Origin of the sequence: Stenotrophomonas sp. GbtcB23, assembly GCF_019091045.1 — a bacterium.
In the GTDB taxonomy this organism is placed as follows: domain Bacteria; phylum Pseudomonadota; class Gammaproteobacteria; order Xanthomonadales; family Xanthomonadaceae; genus Stenotrophomonas; species Stenotrophomonas rhizophila_A.
Map to the genome: position 1 here is coordinate 38,807 of NZ_JAGXKC010000010.1, position 24,764 is coordinate 63,570.

A 24,764-nucleotide genomic window follows, 5' to 3' on the forward strand; every position below is an offset into this window, starting at 1 on the left:
GTCCCACCCCCTGCCGATGAGGCTCACCCGCATGGCCCGCATCATCGCCATCGCCAACCAGAAAGGTGGCGTCGGCAAGACCACGACTGCCGTCAATCTGGCCGCCGCCCTGGCTGCTGCGCCCAAGCGCGTGCTGCTGGTCGACCTCGATTCCCAGGGCAATGCGACCATGGGCAGCGGCGTGGACAAGCGCGAAGTTGCCGCCTCCACCTGCGACCTGCTGCTGGGCGAAAGCACCGCGGCCGACGTCCGGGTGACCACCCCGGAAGGCTTCGACCTGCTGCCGGGCAACATCGACCTGACCGCCGCCGAGATCCAGCTGATGGACCAGGGCGAACGCGAACAGCGGCTCAAGCGCGCGCTGGCCCCGATCCAGGACGAGTACGACTTCATCCTGATCGACTGCCCGCCGGCGCTGTCGTTGCTGACCCTCAACGCGTTGGCCGCCGCCGATTCGGTGATCGTGCCGATGCAGTGCGAGTACTACGCGCTGGAAGGCCTGAGCGCGCTGGTGGAAACCATCGATGCGCTGCGCGCCAACCTCAATCCCAGCCTGGAGATCGAGGGCGTGCTGCGCACCATGTTCGATGTGCGCAACAACCTCGCCAATGCCGTGTCGGCCGAATTGACCGACCACTTCGGCGACCGCGTGTTCCGCACCATCGTGCCGCGCAACGTGCGCCTGGCCGAGGCGCCCAGCCACGGCCAGAGCATCGTCGGCTACGACCGCGCCTCGCGCGGCGGCGTCGCCTACCTCGGCCTGGCCGGCGAGATCATCCGCCGCCACCACCAACGCAACACGGCCGGCAAGGCCATGGAGACCGCCTGATGAGCACCAAGCCCGCCCCCGGCAAGAAACGCGGCCTCGGCCGTGGCCTCGATGCGCTGCTGGGGCCCAAGGGCGCGGTGACACAGGTGCAGGCCGCGGCCGTGATCGAGCCGCTGCCGGGTGAAGTGCTGCGCAAGCTGCCGGTCAAGCACCTGCAGCCGGGCAAGTACCAGCCACGCCGCGACATGGACGAAACCAAGCTCGCCGAGCTGGCCGATTCCATCAAGGCGCAGGGCGTGATCCAGCCGATCCTGGTCCGCCAGCTCGGCACGGACAGCTTCGAGATCGTGGCCGGCGAACGCCGCTGGCGCGCGTCGCAGCTGGCCGGCCTGGACGAAGTGCCGGTGGTGGTGCGCGAGCTGGAAGACCGCACCGTCATTGCGATGGCGCTGATCGAGAACATCCAGCGCGAAGACCTCAACCCGCTCGAAGAAGCCGAAGCCCTGCAGCGGCTCATCAGCGAATTCGCCCTGACCCACGCCGAGGCCGCCCAGGCCGTCGGTCGCTCGCGCGCGGCGGTGTCCAACCTGCTGCGCCTGCTGGAGCTGCCGGTGGCGATCCGCCTGCTGCTGGAAACCCGCCGGCTGGAAATGGGCCATGCCCGCGCGCTGCTGACCCTGGCGCCGGAACTGGCCAGCAAGCTGGCCCAGGAAGCAGCCGACCAGGGCTGGTCGGTGCGTGAGGTCGAACACCGTGCGCAGCAGTTCGCTGCCGGCAAGGTGCCTGCCTCGCTGCGCCGCAAGCCGAGCGCGGCCGCCCCGCAGGCCGACATCGCGTCGCTGGAAACCGAGCTGTCCGAATCGCTGGGTGCCCGCGTGGCGATCAACCACGGTCGCGGCGGCAAGGGCAAGTTGATCATCCATTACACCGACCTGGACACGCTGGACGGCGTGCTCGAGAAGCTCCGCGTACGCAAGGGCTGAGTCCCCCGCCACGCAAGAGGGAACCCACTTACCTGATGAACCCCACCAAGGTCGATCGCAACCATCTGTTGCGCCTGACCGACCTGCCAAATGTCGGGCCGGCCTGTGAGAAGGATCTTCGTCTGATCGGGATCCGTGTCCCCGCGCACGTGCGCGGCCGCGATGCCTACGACATGTACGCGCAGCTGTGCATGCGCACCGGGGTGCTGCACGACCCGTGCGTGATCGATGTGTTCCTGTCCATCGTGCGCTTCATGCAGGGCGAAGCCCCGCGTCCCTGGTGGGATTTCAGCAAGGAACGCAAGGCCACGCTGGCGCGCGAAGCGCCGCTGAGCCTGTAGTGACGTACCGGTAACGGCGCTATTCTGTCGCCTGGATTTTCCGGGACGACTGCCATGACCCTTCTTGTGACCGGCGCTGCAGGCTTCATCGGCGCCAATACCGTGCGTGCCCTGCTCGATGCCGGGCACACGGTGGTCGGCCTGGACAATTACAACGACTACTACGACCCGCAGATCAAGCGCGATCGCGTGGCGGCACTGTGCCCGGACGCCGATATCCGCGCGCTGGACCTGACCGACCGCGATGGCCTGGCCGCGCTGTTCGACGAGGTGCAGCCGACCCGGGTGATCCACCTGGCCGCGCAGGCCGGTGTGCGTTATTCGCTGGAAAACCCGCACGCCTACGTGGACAGCAACCTGACCGGGTTCGTCAACATCCTGGAACTGTGCCGCCATCGCGGCGTGTCCCACCTGGTGTACGCCTCCAGCAGCTCGGTCTACGGTGATTCGGCCACCCCGCCGTTCTCCGAAGACCAGCGCATCGACAAGCCGCGCTCGCTGTACGCAGCGACCAAGGCGGCCAACGAGTTGATGGCTTACACCTACGCGCAGTTGTATGGCCTGCACGCCACCGGCCTGCGCTTCTTCACCGTGTACGGCCCGTGGGGCCGCCCCGACATGGCGCCGCTGCTGTTCTCGCGCGCGGTGCTGGCCGGGCGCCCCATCGACGTGTTCAACGACGGCAGGATGCAGCGCGATTTCACACATGTTTCCGACATCGTGGCCGGTATCCTCGGCGCGCTGGCGCATCCGTCCAGCGAGGACGTACCGCACCGTGTCTTCAACCTGGGCAACCACACCCCTATCGAGCTGGAACACTTCATCGGGGTCATCGAGGCCGCCGCTGGACGCCCGGCACAGAAGGTCTACAAGCCGATGCAGCCCGGCGACATGGTCCGCACCATGGCCGACACCCGTCGTGCCCATGACGCTTTCGGCTATGAACCGGTCACCCCGATCGAGCGCGGCCTGCCGCCGGTGGTGGCCTGGTGCCGCGACTATTTCGGTGATCGCGCCTGACTCACATCGCCGGGTTCATCTTCGGATAACCTTGATCTCGGAAAATGCGCGGTCTTTTTCATTCCTGGCCTTTCGCAGAGCCCGATCATGAGCCAACCCCAGTTGTCGGTCGTCGTCCCGGTATTCAATGAACGCGACAACGTACAGCCCCTGATCGAAGAGATCACCGCGGCGCTGCGCGGCCAGGTGGACTTCGAGATCGTCTACGTCGACGATCACTCGCGCGACGACACCCTGGCCGTGCTGGAGTCGTTGAAGCCGGCCAACCCCGAATTGCGGGTCCTGCACCATGTCAGCCAGAGCGGGCAGAGCACCGCGGTGAAGAACGGGGTCAAGCACGCCCGCGCACCGTGGATCGCCACGCTGGATGGCGACGGCCAGAACGACCCGGCGGACATTCCGAAGCTGCTGGCCGCGCGTGCGACCGCCGAGCCGCAGGTGAAGCTGTTCGCTGGCTGGCGCGTCAACCGCCAGGACAGCGGCAGCAAGCGCTGGGCCAGCAAGTGGGCCAACGCGATCCGCGCCCGCATGCTGCGTGACGACACCCCCGATACCGGCTGCGGCATCAAGCTGTTCGAGCGTGCCGCGTTCCTGGAGCTGCCGTACTTCGACCACATGCACCGCTACCTGCCCGCGCTGATGCAGCGGGCGGGCTGGAAGACGGTGAGCGTGCCGGTCAACCACCGCCACCGCACCGCCGGGGTGTCCAAGTACAACAACCTCGGCCGCGCGCTGGTCGGGATCCGCGACCTGCGCGGGGTGGCCTGGCTGATCACGCGCAGCAAGCGCACGGCCGTGGAAGAACGCTGATGGAACTGCACTGGCTCGACCAACCGCTGAGCTGGCTGTTCTGGACCGGGCTGCACGTGACCGGCTGGAAGCTGATCGGCTATACCGGCGCGTTGATGTTCGGCGGCCGCTGGCTGGTGCAGTTCGTCGCCTCGCGCCGGGCCGGCAAGCCGGTGATCCCGCGCCTGTTCTGGTACATGAGCGTGGTGGGCAGCCTGATGACGCTGAGCTACTTCCTGTTTTCGGCCAAGCAGGATTCGGTGGGGGTGCTGCAGAACCTATTTCCGGCGTTTACCGCGCTTTACAGCTTGAAGCTGGATATCCAGCACCGTGGGTGGAAGCGGGATAAAGCCGAACATTGAGGGCTGCGAACCTTGCGGGTATCGGCCCGTACCCGGCGGATAGCCGGCGCCCACCCGGTACGGCCTGTACCCGGCGGATACCCGGCGCCCGCCCGGAACGGTCCGTACCCGGCGGATACCCGGTGCCCGCCCGGTAGCGCCGACTGTCAGTCGGCTGCTCTTCGGCGCCCGCCCGGTAGCGCCGACTGTTAGTCGGCTGCTCTTCGCCGGAATCAAGAACAACATCAAGATCAAGAGCATCCGACTAACAGTCGGCGCTACCCGCGCCTTCGGCGCTCGGGTCTCGGCCGTTGGCCGATCCCCGGTCCTGCCCGCTTTGCGGGCAGGACCTTTGATCCATGCGCGCGCTGGATCGGGGTGCCATGATCGGGGTTTGCCGTCCCCCGGGAACCCCTGCTCGTGAAATCACCGCTCGTTGCTGCGTTGCTGCTCGCCCTGGCCCTTCCTGCCCATGCGGCACTGGCCGCACCCCCTGCGGCACCGGCGGTCGCGCCGGTCAGCCTGGCCACCGAATCGCCGGCCGACGCGGCGTTCCGCGCCATCTACGAGAAGGAATGGGCCTGGCGCCAGGCCGGTGGCGGCGAAGCCAGTGAAGACGGCGATGGCCCGGCCACGGCCACCCGCATGCCGGACGTGGGCGCGGCCGCGCAGCAGGCACGCCTTGCGGTGTGGGACGACGTGCTGGCCCAGCTCGGCAAGGTCGATATCAAGGCGCTCTCGCCCACCAACCAGGTCAACTACGCGATCTACCGCGACCAGGTGTTCAACCTGGCCGAAGAAGTGCGCCTGCGCGGCTACGAGATGCCTTTCAACTCGGATTCTTCGTTCTGGTCCAACCTTTCGTTCATGGCGCGTCGCGAGCTGAAGACCGCGGCGGACTACCGCAACTACATCGCCCGGCTCAACGACGTACCCCGCTACTTCGACCAGCAGACCGACAACATGCGCGCCGGCCTGAAGCGCGGCTTCAGCGTGCCGCGCGCGGTGCTCGATGGCCGTGAAGTCTCGATCGCCACCGTGGCCGAGCTGAAGGACCCGACCCAGTCGCCGCTGTACGCGCCGTTCAAGAAACTGCCGGCCAGCATTCCCGCCGCCGAACAGGCCGAGCTGCAGGCGCAGGCCCGCCAGGCCATCAGCGCCAGCGTGGTGCCGGCCTTCGTCAAGCTGCGCACCTTCTTCGTCGGTGAGTACGTGCCGCAGGCGCGCACCACCCTGGCCGCCGAAGCGCTGCCCGATGGCAAGGCGTACTACCAGCAGCAGATCCACGAATACACCACGCTGGACCTCACCCCGCAGCAGATCCACGAGATCGGCCTGAAGGAAGTGGCGCGCATCCAGAAGGAAATGAACGACGTCATCAAGGAGGTCAAGTTCAAGGGCAGCTTCGCCGACTTCCTGGCCTTCCTGCGCACCGACCCGCAGTTCTACGCCAAGACCCCAGACGAACTGCTGCACCGCGCCGCCTGGATCTCCAAGCGCGTGGACGGCGTGATCGGCAAGTACATGACCCTGCCGCGCGCACGCTTCACCATCGTGCCGGTACCGCCGGATATCGCCCCGTTCTGGACCGCCGGCCGTGGCGGCATGGGCACCTATTGGGTCAACACCTACAACCTGCCGGCGCGCCCGCTGTACAACCTGCCGGCGCTGACCCTGCATGAGTCCGACCCGGGCCACGCCCTGCAGGGTGCGCTGGCGGCAGAGCAGGGCGAACAGCCCGAGTTCCGCCGCAACGCCTACATCTCCGCCTATGGCGAAGGCTGGGGCCTGTACAGCGAGAAGCTTGGCGTGGAAATGGGCATCTACGAAACCCCGTACGAGGATTTCGGCCGCCTGACCTATGAAATGTGGCGTGCCGCCCGCCTGGTGATCGATACCGGCGTGCACCACAAGGGCTGGACCCGCGAGCAGGCGCTGGCCTACCTGCGCGACCACACCGCGCTGAGCGAGCACGAAGTCACCACCGAAGTGGACCGCTACATCTCGTGGCCGGGCCAGGCACTGAGCTACAAGCTGGGTGAGATCGCGATCGTGCGCCTGCGCGGCGAGGCCGAAAAGGCGCTGGGCGACCGCTTCGACGTCAAGTCGTTCCACGACGCGGTACTCAGCCAGGGCTCGGTGCCGTTGCCGGTGCTGGATGCGCAGATCCGCGCGTACATCGACGCGCGCCGCGCGCCCTGATGTCGCAACTGGTCGGTGCCGATGTGCGCTCGCGCACGCATCGGCACACGGCCCGCGCCGCGATGACGAAACTGCATAGCGCGTCGCAGCGCTGCAGTGGCAGATGACTAGGCTGGTCAGGGAGCGCCCCCGGGCGCGCGTTTCCCCCCAAGGAGCCTGACCATGCTGGATGCCCTGTCCGCACTTCACCACCGCCTGTTCTGCCACACCACCGCCAACAAGGCAGCCCATCGCCACGCGGAACCGACCCTGCTGAGCCTGCGCAACCTGCCGGACGGCCAGCGTCCACCGACCACCCGCGCCTCGACGTCCATGGGTGCAGCCGGCCCCGATCCCCTGCAGCGTTTCACGCTCGCCCCCGAGCATGGCCAGGCCCTGGCCGCGTTGCTGCAGCGGCACCGCAGGCTGCTCGACCCCGACTACACCATGCCGTTTGCAGCCCCCGAGCGCGCGGCGCTCGACAGCTTCTTCGCCAAACGCGCGCAGCTGGCGGAGGCCGCCCTCGGCAGCCCGCCACCGGCGTGTACCGGTCGGCATGACCCGCCCGATCTCGCACCGGCACGCACGCAAGCGGACCTGCTGCGGCAGCTGCTCGGCAGCGCGAAAGGACTGGTGCTGGGCGAGGTGGCCTGCAGCCCGTCCAGCAGGCGCCTGTTGATCGATCACATGGCGTTGCTGCGCCATCTTGGGGTCGACACCCTGTACCTGGAGCACCTCCAGGGCGACCTCCACCAGGCCGACCTCGACCGCCTGCACCGCAGTGGTACGCTTTCCCCCGACCTGGCGCGCTTCCTGGCAGGGCTGGAGAGCGGCCACCTGACCCACGCGCCCTGCGGCGCGACCTTCCGCGATCTGGTCGACGCCGCCTTCAAGGTCGGCATGCGCGTCGTCGCGCTGGACCTGATGGCCAGCTACCACCTGCGGGGTGTCCACGACCACGCCGGAATCAGCGCGGCCGCCCTTCCGGACATCCGGGTCAAGCTCTTGAACCACGTCGCGGCCGCGCGGATCGCGCACGACCAGCGCAGGCAGGCCGGCAAGCCGGGACCGCAGCGCTGGGTGGCGCTCGTCGGCAACGCCCACGCCGGTACCTTCAACGACATTGTCGGCATCGCCGAGCGGCTGGGCGTGCCCAGCCTTCGCGTGGAAGAGACCAGCCCCGGTTGGAGCCAGCGGCTGCAGGCAGGCTGCGATCCTGGCCGGACCGTGCCGCCCGCCGTGCGCAGCAGCGGCGGCGAACTGCAGTGCGACTACCTGCTCAAGGTGCCAGCGGCTGACGGTCGCGCGCGGCCGGACACGTCCGCACCCTGCAGTGCGGCCGATGCGCTGCGGCTGCGCGCACTGCGCCAGGCGCACCACGCGCCACCGCCGGCCCGTACGGCATGAACGCGCGCCGCCGCTGCGATTGTGTAACGGGCACGGGCATCGCTACCCTGCGGCCATGATGTCCCGCCTGCGCCACCGCCTGTCGCTGCCTGTCCGCCTGCTGATGCTGGCGGTGGTGCTGTTCGGCACGGCCGGTGGCGCGCTCGCGTCGGCACTGGGCGACCTGCATGCGCTGTCGCACGCCGGGGTCGCCGGTCTGTCGCATGCGGTGTCGCATGCCGAACCGGTCGACGTGGCCGCGGCCACTGCCGAGGCTGACCATGCGGACGAGGATGACGGCGCGCGCCTGCTGCACGCGCTGGTCCATTGCGGACACTGCCATGGTCATGGCGGCGTGCTGCCGCTGGCGGCATCGGCCTGGTCGCTAGCGGTCGCACCGGCGCACGCCGTGCCGGTCGGCCTGACGGCGCAGCTGCTTGCCCAGCCACCCGAGAGCCTGCTGCGCCCCCCGATAGCGGTGTGATGCCACGCGGCGCCTTGCCGCGGCTTCACCTCTGAACCGCTTTCTGGAGATTCCCATGTGGATGCGTCTGGCAGCCGTTGCTGCCATTGCGTTCGTGCCGTGCGCATATGCGCAGGGCACCGCGCCTGTTTCCCGTTCCGCCGAAGCAGCATTGCCCGTTGCAGCGGCGGCCGCCCCCCCGTTGACCCTGGACGAGGCCATCGCCCGCGTCGCCCGTTACCACCCCGACCTTCGCCTGGCCGATGCCCAGCGCCCGGTCTGGGAAGCGCGCCGTGAGGCGGCCGCGTTCGGGCCGCCACTGACCGTCGGCGTTGAGCTGGAAAATGCGCTGGGCACCGGTGGCAGCCGTGGCTTCGACGCCGCCGAACTGACCGTCACCCTGGCCGGCGTGCTGGAGCGCGGCGGCAAGGTTGATGCCCGCCGGGTACTGGCCCAGGCCAATCTCGACGCGTTGGCACCGCAGCGCGAAACCGCGCGGCTGGACCTGATGGCCGCCGTGGCCCAGCGTTATCTCGCCATTGCTGAAGCCCGCGCGCAGCTTGCCATTGCCGACACCGATATCGACCAGCGTCGCCGCGCGGTCGCCGCCGCCCGGATGCGCCTGCAGGCCGGCGCGTCGCCCGAATCGGTGCTGATGACCGCGCAGGCGATGTTGGCGCAGGCCGAAGTGGACCGTGATCGCGCCATGCAGGCCGACCGCGCCGCGCGTCTCGCGCTGTCGGCGCTGTGGCGTGAGCGCGAGCCCGGCTTCGACGTGGTCAGCGGCGACCCGCTGCAGCTGCCCGCCCTGCAACCCTTCGATATCCTTGCTGACGAACTGCAGCGCACCCCGGAACTGGCCGTGCTTGCCGGCGAACGCCGCGTGCGCGAAGCCCAGCTGCAGTTGGCACGCACCCAGGCACGGCCGGATATCAGCTGGCAGGTCGGCGCGCGCAACAGCCGCGACAGCGGCGATACCGCGCTGGTCGGCGGCTTCAGCGTGCCACTGGGGAGCCTGCGCCGCGCCGGTCCGGAGATCCGCGCAGCCGAAGCCGAGCTCGCCCTCAACGGGGTGGAACGCGATGCGCGCGCGCTGCAGCTGTACACCACCCTGGCCGAAGCGCACGGACGCTATGAAACGTCGCGGCTGGAAGTCACCCGCATGGCGAGCGATGTACTGCCGCACCTGCGGCGTGCCGAGAACGCCGCCGAAAAGGCCTGGCGTGCCGGTGCCATCAGCTACATGGAGTGGGCGCAGCTGCAGGCCATGCGCATCGAGGCGCGGCAGCGCCAGCTCGATGCCGCCATCGCCGCGCAGACCGCACTCATCGAACTGCAACGGCTGACCGGCCAGGGCCTGCTTGCCCACGCCAGCACCGCTCCCGCTACCGCGACCGTGTCCACGGAGGACCGCCGATGAACCTTTCGATCCCCCGCGCGGCGCGCATCGCCGCCCTCCTGTTGTGCCTGCTCGCACTGGCCGGCTGTGCCAAGGAAGCGCCCACGGCACCGGCCAGCCCGGACGCCGGCCACGGCGAACCCGGCCACACCGAAGCGGGCGAGGACCACGACGACGCATCGGACAGCACCACCATCCCTGCGGCGATGGCCGAGCAGTCCGGTATCAAGGTCACCCCGGTCGCGGCCGGCACCATCGCCGACGAACACGACGTGCAGGGCCTGCTGACCCCGGTGGACGGCCGCGTGGCCCAGGTGATGGCCCGGTTCCCCGGCCCGATCCGCTCGTTGCGCGCCAACGTGGGCGACACCATCAAGACCGGCCAGGTACTGGCCAGCATCGAAAGCAACCTCAGCCTGACCACCTACACGGTCAGCGCTCCCATCAGCGGCGTGGTGCTGGCCCGCCAGGCGCAGGTCGGCGGGGTGGCGGGCGAGGGCACGCCGCTGTTCGAGATCGGCGACCTGTCCACGCTGTGGGTGGACCTGCACATCTTCGGCAACGACACCCAGCACATCACCGCCGGCGTACCGGTTACGGTGTCGCGGATGACCGACGGGGTCACCCAGGCTACCACGCTGGAACGCGTGCTGCCCGGCACCGCCACCGCCAGCCAGAGCACCGTGGCCCGCGCCACGCTGCGCAACGACGACGGCCTGTGGCGGCCGGGCGCGGCGGTGAAGGCGCGCATCGTGGTCGCGACACGGCCCGCCGCGCAGGTGGTGCCGCTCAGCGCGCTGCAGACGATGGAAGGCAAGGACGTGGTGTTCGTACGCACCGGCGAGACCTACACCGCCCGTCCAGTGCGCCTCGGCGCGCGCGACGCCAACCAGGCGGAAGTGCTGGAGGGCCTCACCCTCGGCGATGAAGTCGTCACCGGGCAGAGCTACGTGGTGAAGGCCGACATCGGCAAGGCGGGAGCGTCGCATGAGCATTGAGCACGCAACCATCCCCGGGCGTGGAGGGCATCGCCATGCTTGAGCGCATCATTGCCGCCTCCATCGCCCATCGCTGGCTGATGATGAGCCTGACCCTGGCGTTGATCGCCGTGGGCGCGTGGAGCTTCACCAAGCTGCCCATCGATGCCACCCCGGACATCACCAACGTCCAGGTGCAGATCAACACCGCCGCCCCGGGCTATTCGCCGCTTGAAGCCGAACAGCGCATTACCTACCCAGTGGAAACCGTGATGGCCGGCCTGCCACGGATGGAACAGGCACGCTCGCTGTCGCGCTATGGGCTGTCGCAGGTCACCGTCGTGTTCGAAGACGGCACCGACATCTACTTCGCGCGGCAACAGGTGGCCGAACGCCTGCAGCAGGTGAAGTCGCAGATCCCGGCCGGGCTGGACCCGCAGCTGGGGCCGATCTCCACCGGTCTGGGCGAGATCTTCATGTACACCATCGACGCCGATCCGGCGGCGCGTAAACCCGATGGCAGCGCCTACACCGCCACCGACCTGCGCACGCTGCAGGACTGGGTGATCCGCCCACAGCTGCGCAACGTGCCGGGCGTGACCGAGGTCAATACCATCGGTGGCTTCCAGCGCCAGGTGCACATCACGCCCGATCCGGCCCGCCTGCGTGCGCTGGGTTTCACCCTGGAAGACGTGGTCCAGGCCGTGGAAAGCAACAACCAGAACGTCGGCGCCGGCTACATCGAACGCAACGGGCAGCAGTTCCTGGTGCGCATTCCCGGCCAGGTGGCCAACCTGGAGGAAATCGGCAACATCGTGCTGGCACGTCGCGAAGGCGTGCCGATCCACGTGCACGACGTCGCCGAGGTCGCCGAAGGCCCCGAGCTGCGCAGCGGCGCCGCCACCCAGAACGGCCATGAAGTGGTGATGGGCACGGTGGTGATGCTGATCGGTGCCAACAGCCGGGATGTGGCGCAGGCGGCCGCGGCGCGGCTGGAGCAGGCGCAACGCAGCCTGCCGCCCGGCGTCACCGTCACCGCCAGCTACGACCGCACCACCCTGGTGGACCGCACCATCCAGACCGTGGCCAAGAACCTGGTGGAGGGCGCACTGCTGGTGATCGTGGTGCTGTTCCTGCTGCTCGGAAATTTCCGCGCCGCATTGATCACGGCCGCGGTGATTCCGCTGGCGATGCTGTTCACCCTCACCGGGATGGCGCGCGGGGGCGTATCAGCGAACCTGATGAGCCTGGGCGCGCTGGACTTCGGCCTGATCGTCGATGGCGCGGTGATCATCATCGAGAACTGCCTGCGCCGCTTCGGCGAGCGCCAGCACGCGCTGGGCCGCGACATGACCCGCGAAGAGCGCTTTGCCGAAACCGCCAGCGCCACCGCCGAAGTGATCCGCCCCAGCCTGTTCGGGCTGGGCATCATCACTGCCGTATACCTGCCGATCTTCGCGTTGTCGGGCGTGGAAGGAAAAATGTTCCACCCCATGGCCATTACCGTGGTGCTCGCGTTGAGCGGCGCGATGGTGCTGGCGCTGACCTTCGTGCCGGCCGCCATCGCCTTGTTCCTGGGCGGCCACGTGCAGGAGAAGGAGAACCGGGTGATGGCCTGGGTGCGCCGGCGTTACCAGCCCCTGCTGGCATTCTCGCTGCGGCGCGGGCGCTGGATGGTGGGTGGCGCGCTGGTGCTGGTGGTGGGCTGCGGCCTGCTTGCCACCCGGCTGGGCAGCGAGTTCGTGCCCAACCTGGACGAAGGCGACGTGGCCATGCATGCCATGCGCATTCCCGGTACCAGCCTGACCCAGTCGGTCGAGATGCAGAAGCTGATCGAAAACCGGCTGGTGCGGTTCCCGGAGGTGAGCAAAGTATTTTCCAAGATCGGCACCCCGGAAGTGGCCTCCGATCCGATGCCGCCCTCGGTGGCCGACACCTTCATCATGATGAAACCGCGCAGGGACTGGCCGGACCCGCGCAAACCGCGCGCCACGCTGCTGGCTGAGCTGGAAGCAGCGGTGGAGCAGCTGCCCGGCAACAACTACGAGTTCACCCAGCCGATCCAGATGCGCACCAACGAGCTCATCTCCGGCGTGCGTGCCGACGTGGCGGTAATGCTGTTCGGCGATGACCTGGAGACGTTGCTGAAGGTGGGCAGGCGCATCGCCAGCGTGGCCGGCAGCGTGCCCGGCGCGGCCGATGTGCGCATGGAAGAAACCAGCGGCCTGCCGCTGCTCACCGTCACTCCCAACCGCAGCGCGCTGGCCGGCTACGGGCTCAACCCGGGCCAGGTGCAGTCCACCGTGGCCACCGCCGTGGGTGGGCAGGTGGCCGGCCAGCTGTTCGAAGGCGACCGTCGCTTCGACATCGTGGTGCGCCTGCCCGAGGCGCTGCGCCAGGACCCGGCCGCACTGGCCGACCTGCCGGTATCGCTGGCCCCGGCACTGGAAGGCGATGCCGACGAATCCAGCCAGGCCGGCGGCTGGACCAGCGGCACCGCGCGTACCGTGCCGCTGCGCGAGCTGGCCACGCTGGCCAACAGCGAGGGGCCGAACCAGATCAACCGCGAGAACGGCAAGCGCCGCATCGTGGTCACCGCCAACGTGCGCGATCGTGACCTGGGCAGCTTCGTCAGTGACCTGCAGCAGGCGGTCAACCGTGATGTACAGGTGCCCGATGGCTACTGGATCGAATACGGCGGCAGCTTCGAGCAGCTGATCTCGGCCAGCCAGCGCCTGGCGGTCGTGGTGCCGGTCACCCTGATCCTGATCTTCGCGCTGTTGTTCTGGGCGTTCGGCTCGGTCAAGGATGCGGCCATCGTGTTCAGCGGTGTACCGCTGGCGCTCACCGGTGGGGTGCTTGCATTGGCCGCACGTGGCATTCCGCTTTCCATCTCCGCGGGCGTCGGCTTCATCGCGCTTTCGGGCGTTGCGGTGCTCAACGGCCTGGTGATGATCAGCTTCGTGCGCAGCCTGCGCGAGGGCGGCATGCCGCTGGCCGATGCGGTGCGCGAAGGCGCGCTGGGCCGGCTGCGTCCGGTGCTGATGACCGCGCTGGTGGCCTCGCTCGGCTTCGTGCCGATGGCCTTCAACGTCGGCGCCGGCGCCGAAGTACAGCGCCCGCTGGCCACCGTGGTGATCGGCGGCATCGTGTCATCAACGCTGCTCACCCTGCTGGTGCTGCCGGTGCTGTACCGCTGGCTGCACCGCAGGCAGTAGCGCTATCCGGGTAGCGCCCGACCGTTGGTCGGGCGTTGCCCCTGCTCGATAAGCCGAACGGCCTTCGCTACACCATCCTCCGTCGCCATGGCCCGTCCCAATGCAGCTGCACGTGCCCGCGTGTCCACATGCTCGGCAACGGAAATAGCACGCCCCAACGTCCCGGTGTCCAGGCGTTTAGGCGACAGCGGTTCGGCGGCTACGCCGATCTCCCGCAATCGCGCCGCCCAGAAAAACTGATCTGCCGCAAACGGCATCACCAATGAAGGCACCCCCGCACGGCAGGCCGAATGGGTGGTGCCGCTGCCGCCGTGGTGGATCACCAGCGAACAGCGCGGGAACAGCGCTTCGTGCGGTGCAGGGCCGATGACAAACACGTTCGCTGGCAGCGGACCGTCTGGAAGGCCTGCCCAGCCCGGGAACAGCAGCACGCGCCGCGGTGCCAGCGCCTGCAGCAGTGCCGGCAACACCGTGTTGCGATCAAATCCCGTCATGCTTCCAAAGCCGACGTATACGGGCGGCGGGCCTTCATCGAGAAAGGCCTGCAGTTCCGGCGTCGGCTGCCAAGGCGCATCGGGTGCACGCCATTGCCCGCACACATGGTGATTGGCCGGCCAGTCGGCAGGCGGCGGCATCAGGCTCGGCGAAATCCCGTACAGCATTGGAACGTCACGCCACAGGGTGCGCCGAGCCGGCATGCCCATCGCCCGCCGCGCTTCGTTGATGGGGCGACGGAAGGTGCGCCACACGGCATCGTTGACCAGCCCGTAGCTGAGTTTGTTGAGCACACCGGGGAGGCGCAGCCGTGGCAGGAAGGGCGAGGCGAATGCGCGCGTGGGCGTAAGTGGAATCATGCCGGTTCCGATCACCGGTATGCCGTGGTGCTCGGCCACCGTCATGCCCACGAAGGCGGCAAGCCCGCCGGTCAGCACCGCGTCGCACCCGGCCGCGGCCGCGTCGGCCTGTCGCATCCATGCCGGCACGTGCCGCTGCGCCATCCGCGCCAAGCCCCGCGATGCCGCCGCCATGTTGTTACCGCGCGACACCAGCGCCACCACCTCGTCGTGGATGTCGCCTTCGAGCGCCGCATGCGGCACGCCAAGTGCCTGCGCGCTGCCCAGCGTGCCACCCTCGGCCAGCACCATCACCTCATGTCCAGCCACCTGCAGCCCATGGCACAGCATCACCAGCGGCCGGGTGTCGCCTTCGGTTCCATAGGTCACAGCGAGAAGTCGCATGGACGCATCCGATGATCGAAAATTGAAGTATCTCCATGCGGTGTGCAGAACGGGTCTATCCCGCCGCTGCAATCCCCGAATCTGATAAGTACGTCAAACCTGGCGGCGATGACCCGCAGCTAGTCTCGAGCACTGGCTGGAACTGCGCTCAAGGCAGCAGACGTTGTCCTACGGTACTTTCTTTGCGGGTAATCTCCGATATGACCTGCGCCATCTGGATCCGTTCTCGGTGAAGGTGAGGGTGCACGGCGTCCTTGTCGATGTGGACGTGAACTTCAGCTTCCATGTCTTCACCGACCAGAAGGGCAGGGGACCGTGCTTCCCGCATCATGCCGAGGAGCGCTATTTCTGCGTGAAGCGATACCAGCTCAGTCACACTGTCGCAGCCTTCATGCGTGGGCCCTTCTTCGACGCTTCGGTGCGGCGGCATGTCCGTAGCGTGGGTGGCGAGCCACAGGAACAGTACTTCTGCACCGACCTGGGCCATGGCGACATCATCTGGACCCGGATATCGAGACGTGAGCGGCAGAACCGCGTGCGCGTCTGGGTGGTGAGCGCCTACAACCGCGACTGGCAGGGCATGGTGCTCCCGCGCGGTCAGGGGTTGTTCCGGGTCCAGAAAGTGTTGGCAAGCAAGCTGGGCATTCCGCGACCCTGAATAAAAAAGGCACCCCATCGCTGGGGTGCCTTGGAATTACGGTCTCGGTGAAAGTGAAACGCGTTGGCTTTCGCCTATCCCGCCGATGGCTGAGGAAAGAACGGACCAAGTCCGCCTTCGCAGCGCTACTATCCCGTCGCCGGGTCCCGATCAGCAGCACTTGGTGAAATCATGTCACGCGGGCGCGCCCCGGTACAGGGGCAAGAGCGCCACCGTTCAGGGTTTTGCTGTGGATAAGCCTTGCCTTGCAGGGGCTGCGCGTGCATAATGCGCGGCTCGCTGTGTCCGGATTTGTCCGGATTGGTGGCCGGGAACACGTCATCCGGTCTGCCCTCGTCAGCGTAACCCTTTGATTCTCATGACGTGTGGCGGGAAACCGCCGAGGCCGCCGTCGCCCGGGCTATGGGCTGACACATACTTTCATCGAGGTGCGCAATGTCCCGCGTATGCCAAGTTTCCGGCAAGCGAGTGCAGACGGGTAACAACGTCTCGCACGCCAACAACAAGACCCGTCGTCGTTTCCTGCCCAACCTGCACGAGCGCCGCTTCTGGGTCGCCAGCGAAAACCGCTGGGTCAAGCTTCGTGTTTCCGCGCATGCACTGCGCACCATCGACAAGAACGGCATCGATTCCGTTCTGGCTGAGCTGCGTGCGCGCGGCGAAAAGGTCTGAGGAGTAGACGATCATGGCAGGCAAGCGCGATAAGGTCCGTATGATTTCGACCGCCGGTACCGGTCACTTCTACACGACCGACAAGAACAAGAAGAACACCCCCGGGAAGATGGAATTCTCGAAGTACGATCCGGTCGTGCGCAAGCACGTCCCGTACAAGGAAGGCAAGATCAAGTAATCCCTCACGGGGTTGCTCGATGGCCAACGAAGAACCCGCCTCACGGCGGGTTTTTTCGTTTCCGTGGGCGTGCACGCCGGCCATGGCAGAATGCCGGCACACCCCCAAACGGGCGAACCGATGCTGTTCGAATGGCTGCTGGGTTCATGGTTGTTGATGCTGGACTGGCTGATCCGGCTGGCCGCGCTGTTCTGGATTCCCAGCCGCACCACGCCCGGCGCCGCGCGCAGCTGGCTGCTGCTGGTCGGCTTCGTGCCCCTGCTGGGCCTGCCGCTGTACCTGCTGTTCGGCCACCCCTGGCTGTCGCGCCAGCGCGTGCAGCGCCAGGCCGAGGCCTCCCAGGTGATCCGCGAGGAGCAGGCGCTGCAGCCGCCGCTGCGCTGGAACCCGGTGCCCGATACCGCCACCGCCGAAATGGTGCCGCTGATCGAGCGCCAGGGCGACTTCATGCCCGTGCACGGCAACGCGGTGGAGCTGCTGACCGACTACGACGCCTCGCTGCAGGCGCTGATCGACGATATCGACCAGGCCCGCGACCGCGTGCACCTGCTGTACTACCTGATGTTCGACGACGCGGTGGGCGAAGCGGTGGTGCAGGCGCTGCAGCGCGCCGCCGCACGCGGCGTGCACTGCCGCCTGCTGCTGGATGCGGTGGGTGCCAAGCGTGGCCTGCGCCGCTACCGCCACCGCCTGCAGGCGCTGGGCGTGGACGTGCGCGCCATGCTGCCCGGCGGGCTGCGCTGGCGCCGCAGCGGGCGGATGGACCTGCGCAACCACCGCAAGATCGCGGTGATCGACAACCGGGTCGGCTACATCGGTTCGCAGAACCTGGCCCAGCCCGGCTTCGTGCCCGGCTACCCCAACCGCGAACTGGTGGCGCGGGTGCGCGGCCCCGCAGTCGCCCACCTGGAGGCGGTGTTCGCCAGCGACTGGTACATGGAAACCGGCCAGCGCCTGGAGGTGATGATGGTCGAGCCGGTCTGCGCCGATGACGTGCCCACCCAGCTGCTGCCCAGTGGCCCGGCCTATCCCTTCAGCAACGCGCGCGACGCGGTGAATGCGCTGATCCACCTGGCACGCCGCCGCATCGTGCTGGTCACCCCGTACTTCGTCCCCGACGAGGCCACGTTGAGTGCGCTGCGCATCGCCGCGCTGTCGGGCGTGCAGGTGCAGCTGATCCTGTCGGCCAGCAACAACCAGCACCTCACCGCCTGGGCGCAGGAGGCGTACTACGACGAACTGCTGCGCGCCGGCGTGCGCGTTGCGCTGTACGAACCGCATTTCCTGCATGCCAAGCACCTCACCGTGGACGAGGACATCGCGCTGGTCGGGTCGATCAACCTGGACATCCGCTCGTTCGCGCTCAACGCCGAGATCGGCATGCTCTGCTACGACCGGGGGCTGGTACGACAGTTGATCGAGATCGAAGACGACTACCTGCGGCAGTCGCGCCAGCTCGACCTGAAGGCGTGGCGGCTGCGGCCTGCGTGGCGACGCAGCCGCGAAGGCATCGCGCGGCTGGCCGATGCGCTGATGTAGCGCACGGGGCGTTGCGGGCGCATGTCCTACAATGCGGCCATGACCGACTCCGAACCCATGCTCCAGGCCGACCTGGCCATCATCGGCGGCGGTGCGGCCGGCGTGCTGGTCGCGCTCAACGCGCTGCGCGGCGCCACCGCGCCCGTGCAGGTGGTCCTGTTCGAGCCCGCGTCCACGCTGGCCCAAGGCATTGCCTACGCCACGCCGTGGCCGGAGCACCTGCTCAACGTGCCGGCCGGCAAGATGAGCGGCCTGCCCGAACAGCCGGGTGATTTCGTCGACTACCTGCTGCAGGCCGATGCACTGCCAGGCGTCCCGCGCGACGTACTGACCGAGACGTTCGTTCCGCGCCGCCATTACGCGGCGTACCTGCAGCATCGCCTTGCAGAAGCGCAGGCGCAGAGCCCGGCGACGCTGCACGTGGTGCACGTGCCGGTTATCGCGCTGCAGCCGGGCACGCCACGGAACGTGTTGCGACTGGCCGATGGCCAGCAATGGCAGTCACGCCAGGTGGTGCTGGCCTGCGGCAACAGCATGCGCCCGTTGCCCACGCCCGGTGCCGAGGCCCTGCCGCCCGGCCGCGTGGTGGATGCGTGGGATTACGACGGCGTGCGCCTGTTGGCCGGCGATGACGACGTGGCCATCATCGGCTCGGGCCTGAGCATGGCCGACAGCGTGGTGGCATTAGCCACGGCGGGTCATCGCGGCCGGATCCACGTGCTGTCGCGGCACGCGCTGCTGCCACTGCCGCATGCGCACGGCGGCATCGCCAAGTTCGATCCCCAGCCGCTGCTGGCGATGCCATTGCGCGCCCGCATGCGCGCGCTGCGCGGCCATGTGCGCGACGCAGCGGCGAAGGGTATTCCTTGGCAGGGCGTGATGGACCGCATCCGTCCACTGGGCCAGGCGCTGTGGCAGGGACTTGATGCAGCTGACCAGCGCCGTTTCTTGCGCCACGTGGTGCGGTACTGGGACGTGCACCGCCACCGCATTGCCGAAACGGTACATGCGCAGCTGGCCGAACTGGAGGAATCGGGCCAACTGCAGCGCCACCGCGCGCGGCTGGATGCGCTGCTGGTGCTGGACAGCACCCTGCAGCTGCATGCACACGGCGCCGCGGGTGGCCTGCCGCCGTTGAATGTGGGCGCCGTAATCAACGCCACCGGCGTGGAAACCCGCGCGCTGGCCATGCGCAACCCGCTGTTGCAGCAGCTGCTGGCCGATGGCCATGCGCGTCCGGGCCCGCATGGGCTGGGGTTGGACAGTGACAGTGCGGGTTTCCTGCTGGACGGGCAGGGCAGGCTGCAGCCGGGCGTGCAGGTCGTCGGCAGCCTGCGTATCGGCACCTTGTGGGAAAGCCTGGCCATTCCGGAACTGCGTGTGCAGGCCCACCAGGCGGCAACGGCCGCGTTGATGCGTCACGACCAACGGTCGTGACCTACCGTGAACGGGTTGCGCGCGCCGCCCCCGTGCGGCGGCGGGCGGGGTAAAATGGGCGCATGGATGTCTCCCACCTGCTCGACGGGCTCAACCCCGCTCAGCGCGAAGCTGTGTCCGCCCCGCCCGGCCACCATCTGGTGCTTGCCGGTGCCGGTTCCGGCAAGACCCGCGTACTGATCCACCGCATCGCCTGGCTCAACGAAGTCTGCGGCGTGCCCATGCACGGCATTTTTGCGGTGACCTTCACCAACAAGGCCGCCGGCGAAATGCGCCACCGCATCGACGTGCAGCTGCCGCAGGGCAGCCGTGGCGCGTGGATCGGCACCTTCCACGGCCTGGCCCATCGCCTGCTGCGCCTGCACTACCAGGAAGCCAAGCTGCCCGACAGCTTCCAGGTGCTGGATTCGGACGACCAGCTGCGGCTGGTCAAGCGCGTGGTGCAGCAGCTGGAAATCGACGACAGCAAGCATCCGCCCAAGCAGATAGCCTGGTGGATCAACGAACAGAAGGACGAAGGCCGCCGCCCGCAGCACATCCAACCCGAGCCGAACGATGCCTGGCTGGAAACCATGCGCCAGGCCTACGCGGCCTACCAGGAACGCTGCGACCGCGCCGGCCTGGTCGACTTTGCCGAGCTGCTGCTGCGCGCGCACGAACTGCTGCGCGACAATCCGGCGCTGCTGGCCCACTACCGCTCGCGTTTCCGCGAGATCCTGGTGGACGAGTTCCAGGACACCAACGCCATCCAGTATGCCTTCGTGCGCGTGCTGGCCGGCGACAGCGGCCACGTGTTCGTGGTCGGCGACGATGACCAGGCCATCTACGGCTGGCGCGGCGCCAAGGTCGAGAACGTACAGCGCTTCCTGAAGGATTTCCCGGGCGCGCAGACCGTGCGCCTGGAGCAGAACTACCGCTCCAGCGCCAACATCCTGGGTGCGGCCAATGCGGTGATCGCGCACAACCCGGACCGGATCGGCAAGGAGCTGTGGACCGACAGCGGCGATGGCGAGCCCATCGACCTGTACGCGGCCTACAACGAAATGGACGAGGCGCGTTACGTGGTCGAGCGCGCACGCCAGTGGGTGCGCGACGGTGGCAGTTACGGCGACGCCGCCGTGCTCTACCGCAGCAACGCGCAGTCGCGGGCCTTTGAAGAAGCGCTGCTCTCCGAGCAGGTGCCGTACCGTGTGTACGGCGGCATGCGCTTCTTCGAGCGCGCCGAAATCAAGGATGCGCTGGCGTACCTGCGGCTGATGACCAACCGCAACGACGACGCCGCCTTCGAGCGCGCGGTCAACACGCCCACGCGTGGCATCGGCGACCGCACCCTGGATGAAGTGCGCCGGTTGGCGCGCCACCAGGCGATCTCGCTGTGGGAAGCGACCATGCTCACCACCCAGGGCAACGAGCTGGCCGCCCGCGCGCGCAACGCGCTGGCTGGTTTCCTCAGCCTGGTGAACCAGCTGCACCATGAAGCCGGTGACATGACGCTGGCCGAACGCATCGACCATGTGCTGATCCGTTCCGGCCTGCGCGAGCACTGGTCGAAGGAAAGCCGCAACGCGCTGGATTCGGAATCGCGCGCGGACAACCTGGACGAACTGGTCTCGGTGGCCTCGCGCTTCACCCGGCGCGAGGACGACGTCGAGGAAGGCGCGGAAAACATGAGTGAGCTGGTCGCCTTCCTGTCCTACGCCTCGCTGGAAGCCGGCGAAGGCCAGGCCCAGGCGGGCGAAGAGGGGGTGCAGCTGATGACCCTGCATTCGGCCAAGGGCCTGGAATTCCCGCTGGTGTTCCTGGCTGGCATGGAAGACGGCCTGTTCCCCAGCGCGCGTTCGCTGGAAGAAAGCGGCCGGTTGGAAGAGGAGCGCCGCCTGGCGTACGTGGGCATCACCCGCGCGCGCCAGAAGCTGGTGCTCAGCTACGCCGAATCGCGCCGCATCCACGGCCAGGAAAACTACAATGTGCCCTCGCGCTTCCTGCGCGAGATCCCGCGTGAGCTGCTCAACGAAGTGCGCCCCAAGGTGCAGGTCTCGCGGGGTGCCTCGCTCGGCGCCAGCCGCCCGGCCGGCCACGCCGCGATGGAAGCGCCGCCGCTCAAGCTGGGCGCGATGGTCACCCATGCAAAGTTCGGCGAAGGCATGGTCACCGACTATGAAGGCAGCGGCGCGCACGCGCGCGTGCAGGTAGAGTTCGCCGAGGCCGGCAGCAAGTGGCTGGTGATGGCCTACGCCAACCTCACCGTGATCTGAGCGGGCGTGTCACGGATGACCCGCCATGTGCTCTTCCTCTGCAGCCAGAATCGCCTGCGCAGCCCCACGGCCGAGCAGGTATTCGCCGACTGGCCGGGCGTGGAAACCGCCTCGGCCGGCGTGCTCGCCGATGCGGATGTGCCGGTCAGCCCGGAGCTGCTGCAATGGGCGGATGTCATCTTCGTGATGGAGCGGGCGCACCGCACGCGGCTGGCCAGCCGGCACCGGCAGTGGTTGAACGGGAAACGGGTGATCTGCCTCGATATTCCCGATGACTACGACTTCATGCAGTCGGAGCTGGTGGAGCTGCTGAAAAAGAAGGTAGTTCCGCACCTGTAGGGCCACGCAGGGCGTGGCGCTACAATTTCCCACCAGATTCCAGGTATCCCCATGTCCACCACCCCCGTCGCCATCAACGTCAAACTCAATGCCCGGCTCCAGCCCGAGCACCGCCTGCAGCTGTTCGAAGACCCGCTCGAGGCGATGCTTGAAGCAGCCGGCATCGGCGAAATCATGGGGGGTGGCACCGCGCTGAGCGAAGAGGGCGAGGTGGAATACGGCGACCTGGAAATCCAGCTGCATGACGCGGCCGCATTGCCGACCGTCATCGAACTGCTCGAACAGCTCGGCGCCCCCAAGGGTTCGCTGATCCAGCGCGAAGGCGAGCCCGACGTTTCGTTCGGCATCACCGAAGGCCTGGGCCTGTACCTCAACGGCACCGACCTGCCCGACGAGGTCTACGAGCAGTGCGATTCGAACTATGTGTTCGACCAGATCGTGGAACGCATCGACGGCCACGGCGAAGTCTGCAGCTGGTGGCAGGGCCCGAGCGAAACCGCGCTGTACCTGTATGGCGCTTCGTTCGAGACCCTGCGCGAGCGCATCGCCGAGCTGGTGGCGACCTACCCGCTGTGCCAGGGCGCACGGGTAATCAAGATCGCCTGATCCCGGTAGCGCCGACCGTTGGTCGGCAACGCAGCAACCGGGCAATGGGGCAACCACCCCATTGGCCGCGCATTCGACGGGAGAGCAGCCGACTGACAGTCGGCTCTACCGCCGCTCGAACGCGACTCATCCCCGTTTTCCCCCGCTTCGTCGCGTGCCGCTTGTCGGTCCCCGGTCGTGCGCCCAGAGTCTGGCGCTGTCTGCTGGGAGCACACACATGAACAAGGGAATCCCGTACCTGATGGCTGCATTGGTCGCGCTGACGCTGTCGGCGGGCTGGGCGGCACCGGTGCTGGCCCTGTTCGAACATGCTGCCGCCTGCCTGGACAGCGGCGGCAGCCTGGACCTGCTGCGGATGCGCTGCACCCCGCCCAGTGCAGCGCGTGATCTGCTGCTGCAGGGGTGGGGCTTCTGGGTGACTGCGGCGGCGGTCGCGGCGGTAGCGCTGCTGCTGACCCGCACACGTCCGCCGCGCCGGCGTTCGCCCCTCCCGCAGTGAGCTTTGCAACCAGTCCGAGCGGCGGGCGGGCCGAACACTGATAGTGTCCGTGCCCACTCCAGCCGTGGCACGGGCCTTGATCACCAGCGCGATCCAGCGGACCTCTTCGCTTCCTTCCCTTGCCGGCATTCCAGAGCCGGCCCGCACGCCGCGCCGGTCGCTGCCGGCGTTGGTGGTGTCACATCTGCACAACGCACCGGCCCGGGTGCCGCAGATGCTCGATCTGGCCGACTGTCCAGCGCGGCCCTGGCGGGGAGCGGGCAGCCAGCCGGCCATGATCGTCACCCGGGGCGACGAGTGCTGGCGGGTGAAGGCAACGGCCGACGCCACCTGCAGCGCCATGGAAGTCACGCTGGGCAAACTGTTCCAGCTCACCGGGCTGGTCGCTCCCGACACTGGGCTGGTGGCGGCCGTCGAGGGCCTGCCGACCGGGTCCCGGCATGTCGGCTCACGCTTCGAGGCGGACTTCCAGGACCTCGGCGATTTCCTGGTCAGTGACGCGGCTGCGGCGCTGGTCGCGGCAGCCGATCCTTCAGCGCGCAGCACCTACGAGGCGCTGCGGACCGACCATGCGCAGGCCGTATCCGACAACGCCAGGCTGCTGAACGACGCCGGTGTCGAGTGGTGGGCACTGCGCGGCGAGGACGCCCAACAGCATGCCGCCAACGACCAGCGCCGGTTCAACGCGCTGGACGCGATGAACCGCCTGCTGCCGCGACCGCTGCGCTGCGAACAGCTGCGTCATTTCATCGCCTCGCGCTGGTTGTGCAACTGGGACCAGCTCAACTACCGGCTGGAGAACTTCGGCTACACCCTCCGGAACGGGGTGCGGGTGGGCATGTCGCTGGATTTCGGCGCCTGCGGGCCGCTCGGGTTCCGCGACCTCCAGACGGGCGCGATGCTGCCCAAAGCGGCCAGCCAAGCGGTGGCCATCGCCCAACGGCCACCGTCGTTGTTCCCTGTTCCTCTTTCATATGTCAGCAACGTCGGTCATTTCGACGCCATATGTGGCGATTGTGGGCCATTGCAGGACGTTACTGCGTGGCCCTACGGGTTCCAGTCCGAGAGCATCGCCAGCTTGTTCCGGCCACCGCTCGCCCTCGATCCTGCCGTGGCCGATACGCTTGCCGAAATGGGCTACCGGCTGGGGCTGCTGCCGCTGTCTGCGCTCACCGCCGTCATCGAGCGCCACTGGCCGGAAGGCCCTGCCGGGGCGGCGTCGGCGTGGCCCACGGCAGCCGAGCTGGCCGCACACCTGCTCCGCCGCCGCGACGCCCTGCTCGCACGGTTCGATCCGGCGCAGATCGCCGACTGGGTGCAGGCCGATCCCGACCGCGCGGCGAGGGTCCGGCAGGAACTCACCAACGCCGCGCAGGCCATGCTCCGCGCCCCGGCCGACCGCCCGGATTGATCCGCCTCAAGGCACGCTCTCCACGCCGGGTGTGCAATGGTGTCCCCACTGCCTTAGCCAAGGAG

The 24,764-nt window shown here is 68.0% G+C and carries 23 protein-coding genes; 22 read left to right on the forward strand and 1 reads right to left on the reverse strand.

Going from position 1 to position 24,764, the window contains the following annotated elements; genetic code table 11:
• The first annotated feature begins 31 nt into the window (after positions 1-31).
• From KVS69_RS06100 to KVS69_RS06155, 12 genes are all read left to right on the forward strand, one after another.
• Positions 32-829, forward strand: coding sequence for a ParA family protein (locus tag KVS69_RS06100; RefSeq protein WP_217537486.1), 798 nt, complete (start codon positions 32-34; stop codon positions 827-829).
• Entirely contained in the window at positions 829-1,752 is a 924-nt protein-coding gene (locus tag KVS69_RS06105) for a ParB/RepB/Spo0J family partition protein (RefSeq protein ID WP_093532619.1), read from the forward strand. Before KVS69_RS06100 ends, KVS69_RS06105 begins: the two co-directional genes overlap by 1 nt.
• A gap of 35 nt (positions 1,753-1,787) precedes the next feature.
• Positions 1,788-2,093: a helix-hairpin-helix domain-containing protein gene (locus KVS69_RS06110; RefSeq protein WP_068847862.1), complete on the forward strand. Its 306-nt coding sequence runs from the start codon at positions 1,788-1,790 to the stop codon at positions 2,091-2,093.
• 54 nt (positions 2,094-2,147) lie between these two features.
• Entirely contained in the window at positions 2,148-3,113 is a 966-nt protein-coding gene (locus KVS69_RS06115; RefSeq protein WP_217537487.1) for an NAD-dependent epimerase/dehydratase family protein, read from the forward strand.
• An 87-nt stretch (positions 3,114-3,200) separates the two neighbouring features.
• A complete protein-coding gene (locus tag KVS69_RS06120; protein ID WP_068847858.1) occupies positions 3,201-3,923 on the forward strand; it encodes a glycosyltransferase family 2 protein in 723 nt (240 codons plus the stop codon).
• Complete coding sequence (locus tag KVS69_RS06125; protein WP_068847856.1) at positions 3,923-4,264, forward strand: lipid-A-disaccharide synthase N-terminal domain-containing protein; 342 nt, start codon at positions 3,923-3,925, stop codon at positions 4,262-4,264. The genes KVS69_RS06120 and KVS69_RS06125 overlap by 1 nt, the downstream gene beginning before the upstream one ends.
• A 399-nt stretch (positions 4,265-4,663) precedes the next feature.
• Positions 4,664-6,445, forward strand: a complete 1,782-nt coding sequence (locus tag KVS69_RS06130) for a DUF885 family protein (protein ID WP_217537488.1) — start codon at positions 4,664-4,666, stop codon at positions 6,443-6,445.
• A 162-nt stretch (positions 6,446-6,607) separates the two neighbouring features.
• On the forward strand, positions 6,608-7,831 hold the full coding sequence (locus KVS69_RS06135; RefSeq protein ID WP_217537489.1) for a membrane-targeted effector domain-containing toxin: 1,224 nt from the start codon (positions 6,608-6,610) through the stop codon (positions 7,829-7,831).
• Positions 7,832-7,889: 58 nt separating this feature from the next.
• Positions 7,890-8,294, forward strand: a complete 405-nt coding sequence (locus KVS69_RS06140) for a hypothetical protein (RefSeq protein ID WP_217537490.1) — start codon at positions 7,890-7,892, stop codon at positions 8,292-8,294.
• A 55-nt stretch (positions 8,295-8,349) separates the two neighbouring features.
• Positions 8,350-9,693, forward strand: a complete 1,344-nt coding sequence (locus tag KVS69_RS06145) for a TolC family protein (protein ID WP_217537491.1) — start codon at positions 8,350-8,352, stop codon at positions 9,691-9,693.
• On the forward strand, positions 9,690-10,670 hold the full coding sequence (locus KVS69_RS06150; protein ID WP_217537492.1) for an efflux RND transporter periplasmic adaptor subunit: 981 nt from the start codon (positions 9,690-9,692) through the stop codon (positions 10,668-10,670). Before KVS69_RS06145 ends, KVS69_RS06150 begins: the two co-directional genes overlap by 4 nt.
• Before the next feature lie 35 nt (positions 10,671-10,705).
• Complete coding sequence (locus KVS69_RS06155) at positions 10,706-13,867, forward strand: CusA/CzcA family heavy metal efflux RND transporter (protein ID WP_217537493.1); 3,162 nt, start codon at positions 10,706-10,708, stop codon at positions 13,865-13,867.
• A 2-nt stretch (positions 13,868-13,869) separates the two neighbouring features.
• On the opposite strand, the gene KVS69_RS06160 is transcribed toward KVS69_RS06155, so the two are convergent.
• Positions 13,870-15,105, reverse strand: coding sequence for a glycosyltransferase (locus tag KVS69_RS06160; protein WP_217537519.1), 1,236 nt, complete (start codon positions 15,103-15,105; stop codon positions 13,870-13,872).
• A gap of 163 nt (positions 15,106-15,268) precedes the next feature.
• Between KVS69_RS06160 and KVS69_RS06165 the strand changes: the two genes are divergently transcribed.
• From KVS69_RS06165 to KVS69_RS06210, 10 genes are all read left to right on the forward strand, one after another.
• Positions 15,269-15,763 (forward strand): hypothetical protein, encoded by a 495-nt coding sequence (locus tag KVS69_RS06165; protein ID WP_217537494.1) that lies wholly within the window; start codon positions 15,269-15,271, stop codon positions 15,761-15,763.
• Between the two features lie 435 nt (positions 15,764-16,198).
• Entirely contained in the window at positions 16,199-16,435 is a 237-nt protein-coding gene (gene rpmB, locus KVS69_RS06170; protein ID WP_005411638.1) for a 50S ribosomal protein L28, read from the forward strand.
• A gap of 10 nt (positions 16,436-16,445) precedes the next feature.
• Positions 16,446-16,613 carry a 50S ribosomal protein L33 gene (rpmG, locus tag KVS69_RS06175; RefSeq protein WP_170272460.1) on the forward strand — a complete coding sequence of 56 codons (168 nt, stop codon included), beginning with the start codon at positions 16,446-16,448 and terminating at the stop codon, positions 16,611-16,613.
• A 120-nt stretch (positions 16,614-16,733) separates the two neighbouring features.
• Positions 16,734-18,152 carry a cardiolipin synthase gene (gene cls, locus KVS69_RS06180; protein WP_068847847.1) on the forward strand — a complete coding sequence of 473 codons (1,419 nt, stop codon included), beginning with the start codon at positions 16,734-16,736 and terminating at the stop codon, positions 18,150-18,152.
• Positions 18,153-18,173: 21 nt separating this feature from the next.
• Complete coding sequence (locus tag KVS69_RS06185) at positions 18,174-19,589, forward strand: FAD/NAD(P)-binding protein (protein ID WP_217537495.1); 1,416 nt, start codon at positions 18,174-18,176, stop codon at positions 19,587-19,589.
• A gap of 62 nt (positions 19,590-19,651) precedes the next feature.
• Positions 19,652-21,844, forward strand: a complete 2,193-nt coding sequence (uvrD, locus tag KVS69_RS06190) for a DNA helicase II (RefSeq protein WP_217537496.1) — start codon at positions 19,652-19,654, stop codon at positions 21,842-21,844.
• Positions 21,845-21,859: 15 nt separating this feature from the next.
• Positions 21,860-22,183 carry a low molecular weight protein tyrosine phosphatase family protein gene (locus KVS69_RS06195; RefSeq protein WP_095363267.1) on the forward strand — a complete coding sequence of 108 codons (324 nt, stop codon included), beginning with the start codon at positions 21,860-21,862 and terminating at the stop codon, positions 22,181-22,183.
• A gap of 51 nt (positions 22,184-22,234) precedes the next feature.
• A complete protein-coding gene (locus KVS69_RS06200) occupies positions 22,235-22,789 on the forward strand; it encodes a hypothetical protein (RefSeq protein ID WP_217537497.1) in 555 nt (184 codons plus the stop codon).
• A gap of 217 nt (positions 22,790-23,006) precedes the next feature.
• Positions 23,007-23,288 carry a hypothetical protein gene (locus KVS69_RS06205; RefSeq protein WP_217537498.1) on the forward strand — a complete coding sequence of 94 codons (282 nt, stop codon included), beginning with the start codon at positions 23,007-23,009 and terminating at the stop codon, positions 23,286-23,288.
• 49 nt (positions 23,289-23,337) lie between these two features.
• Entirely contained in the window at positions 23,338-24,699 is a 1,362-nt protein-coding gene (locus KVS69_RS06210) for a hypothetical protein (RefSeq protein ID WP_217537499.1), read from the forward strand.
• The last annotated feature ends 65 nt before the right edge of the window (positions 24,700-24,764 follow it).